This is a genomic window from Oleiphilus sp. HI0117, from assembly GCF_001635235.1.
Genome location: NZ_LWGA01000670.1, coordinates 1 through 3,167 on the forward strand (window position 1 = coordinate 1; position 3,167 = coordinate 3,167).

The window sequence follows — 3,167 nt, forward strand, 5'->3', positions numbered from 1 at the left end:
CACAGGGTTGTCATTTGACTGGCTGCGAGCCAGGTCAATATCGAATGTTAGTTGTGAGCTGGGAGCGCGTGCGACCAGGAAGTAGCGAGTGGCATCGCGGCCAACTTCTTCGATCAAGTCTCGCAATGTGACGTAGCTGCCGGCACGTTTGGATAGCTTCACCTCTTCGCCGCCTTTCATGACAGTCACCATTTGGTGAAGAACATAATCAGGCCAGCCTTCAGGTATATCTTGCTTCAATGCTTGTAGGCCTGCTCGAACGCGAGTGATTGTACTGTGGTGGTCGGCACCCTGTTCATTTATGACGCGAGTAAAGCCACGTTGCCACTTGTCGAGGTGATAGGCTACGTCTGGCACAAAGTAAGTGTAGCCGCCTTCAGTTTTGCGCATAACACGATCTTTGTCGTCGCCAAAGTCTGTCGTTCGCAACCAAAGCGCGCCATCTTTCTCGTAGGTATAGCCATTTTCAATCAGAGCTTCCACTGCTTTTTCGACTTTACCATCGCTATAGAGAGAGCTTTCAAGGAAATAAACATCGAAATCAACGTCAAAGGCTTTTAGGTCTAGATCTTGCTCTCTTCTTAAATAGGCGACAGCAAAGTGTCTGATATCTTCCAGGTCGTCAGCGTTTTTGGTACCTGTAAAGCTCTGGTCGGCAGACTCGATGGTTTCACCGTTCATAAAGCTTTCAGCAAGCTCAATAATATAGTGCCCGCGATAGCCATCTTCTGGCCAGCTTGGGTCTTCAGGTGTTAAACCTTTGCAGCGAGCTTGAACAGATAGAGCCAGGTTATTGATTTGTTGGCCAGCATCGTTGTAATAGAACTCGCTGGTCACATCCCAGCCATTTGCACCGAGAAGTCTGCAAATGCTGTCACCGACTGCTGCGCCACGGCCATGCCCTACATGCAATGGGCCGGTAGGATTAGCGGAAACAAACTCGACTTGAACTTTTTGGTCTTTACCTGAGTTGTTGTGTCCATATTTATCCGCATTTTCAATAATTGAACTGAGGACGGCAAAGCTGCTGGCGGAGCTCATAAAAAAGTTGATGAAGCCAGGGCCAGCAATTTCAATTTTGTCTACGCTTGCATTATTTTGAGCGGTGATCTTTTCAACGATTTGCTCAGCAAGCGCTCGAGGTGGCATCTTGGCCTGCTTGGCTAAGACTAGCCCTATATTCGAGGCATAGTCGCCATGCGCTTTATCTTTTGTCGCATCAATATTGATCTTATAACTCGCGTCCGAAGGAATGACGTTCTCGTTGCTAAGTTCAGTCACAACCGTTTGTACAAGTTCAATTATCAGTTCTTTCATGCGCGTCCAGATTTACAAAAGCCAATGGGAAATTAAAAGGGGGCGTATTATCTATGATTCCGTTCAAGATTTAAACGCTAATACTTGGAGTTAGAGTAAAAAGTGCGCTTTTTACTCTGACTCCAAGTATTGCTATTAGACGTAATCGAGGGGGTCTGCGTCGATATATAGCTTGGTTTTATGGGATTTACGCGAATCTAGATAACAGCGCAAGCTATGTACAAGCTGCGAGCGAGCCTTCATATCTGAAATAAATAAATGCAAGTAGCTTCGGTAGATTCCAGACTTTCTGGCGATATTTGCTTCAATGGGGCCCGATATTTGTATCGCTGCCTCGTTAGAGTAACTTGCTAGCACCAAGTTTTTAATTGAACTCAACTCTTCAAGGTTTGCCTCAGCCTTGGCTGACTCAGCCCGGATAGTGAGCATTTTTGAGAAAGGCGGCAGCTCGCAATATTGGCGCTCTTCAAGCTCCTGCTGAGCAATGCTTGTATAGTCACTACGCAGAATAGGTTCAAAGATGGGGTGTTCTGGTTGGCGTGTCTGGATGAGCACTGTGCCATGCTTGTTACCGCGGCCCGTGCGCCCTGAAACCTGTAAAAGTTGCTGTGCGCTGCGCTCAATGGCTCGATAGTCGGCGCTAAAAAAACTGGCGTCGGCATCGATGATGGCGACCAGGGTGACGTTATGAAAGTCATGCCCTTTTGCGAGCATTTGTGTGCCAATCAACAAGCAAGGCTCTCCCTTATTGATTTGCTCGACTAGCTCAGTCATTTGTTTTTGGTTCTTTATGCTGTCTCTGTCAATACGCACCACGCTGGCGCTCGGGAATTGTGCCTGCAGTCCAAACTCTAGTCTTTCGGTGCCTGCGCCAAGTGGTGTCAGACTTGTGTGGTTGCATTCATGACAGGCTCTTGGAATGATTTCTTTATGATTGCAGTGATGGCAATGTAGCTGAGGTGGGCGACTATGAACAGTAAGGCGTGCATCACAGTGAGGGCACTGGGCGAGCCAACCGCAGCTATTACACATTAGTGTTGGTGAAAAGCCTCTGCGGTTTTGGAATATGATTACTTGGTTGCCTTGAGCAAGCTCTTCTCCGATTCGCTGCTTCAAGGGGCGAGAACAACCATTCTCCAGAGGACGGCTGCGGATATCGATTAGAAACATTTCCGGTGTTTGGCCTGCGCCGGCGCGTTCTTGCATTAAAGCTAGCTGATAGCGACCTAGCTTAACGTTATAGAGGCTTTCAAGTGATGGTGTTGCACTTCCTAGCACCACTTTGCATTGTTCAATCTGTCCGCGTTTGACTGATAGATCTCGTGCTGAATATTTGAAATTATCAATCTGCTTGTAGGAGGGGTCATGCTCTTCATCTACGATAATTATTCCGAGCTCTTTGAAGGGAGTAAAAATTGCTGAACGGGTGCCGATGATGACGCGTGCAATGCCTTCTTTTGCTAAAAACCAGCTAGTATATTTCTCTTTATGGCTCATGCCAGAGTGAATGACGCCAATAGGTGTGCTCAGCTGACTCTGGAACCTGAGTAGCGTTTGTGGGCTGAGGTTAATTTCTGGGATGAGAATGAGGGCCTGTTTACCTTGTTCAAGCTGTTTCTTTACGCATTCGATATAAACTTCAGTTTTGCCGCTGCCCGTTACACCCTGAAGTAGGGTTGCATTGATAGTTGCATCGGCGTTAAGAATTGTCTCAACTGCAAGCTTTTGCTCGGTATTGAGGGTTTTGCTTTGAATGGGCGCTTTGCTTTGTTGTTCTTTTTCCGCGCTCAGGGGGTCATAGACTTCTTTATATATGTAGCCTGCGCCTTCCAGGTTTTTGAGTTGACTGT

General features: G+C 47.1%; 2 protein-coding genes. Both read right to left on the reverse strand.

What is annotated here, in order from left to right:
• A partial coding sequence (gene argS / locus A3757_RS09090) for an arginine--tRNA ligase (protein WP_068739464.1) occupies positions 1-1,317 on the reverse strand: 1,317 nt, incomplete at its 3' end.
• Positions 1,318-1,452: 135 nt separating this feature from the next.
• On the reverse strand, positions 1,453-3,167 hold a 1,715-nt coding region (gene priA, locus A3757_RS09095), incomplete at its 5' end, for a primosomal protein N' (protein WP_068739466.1).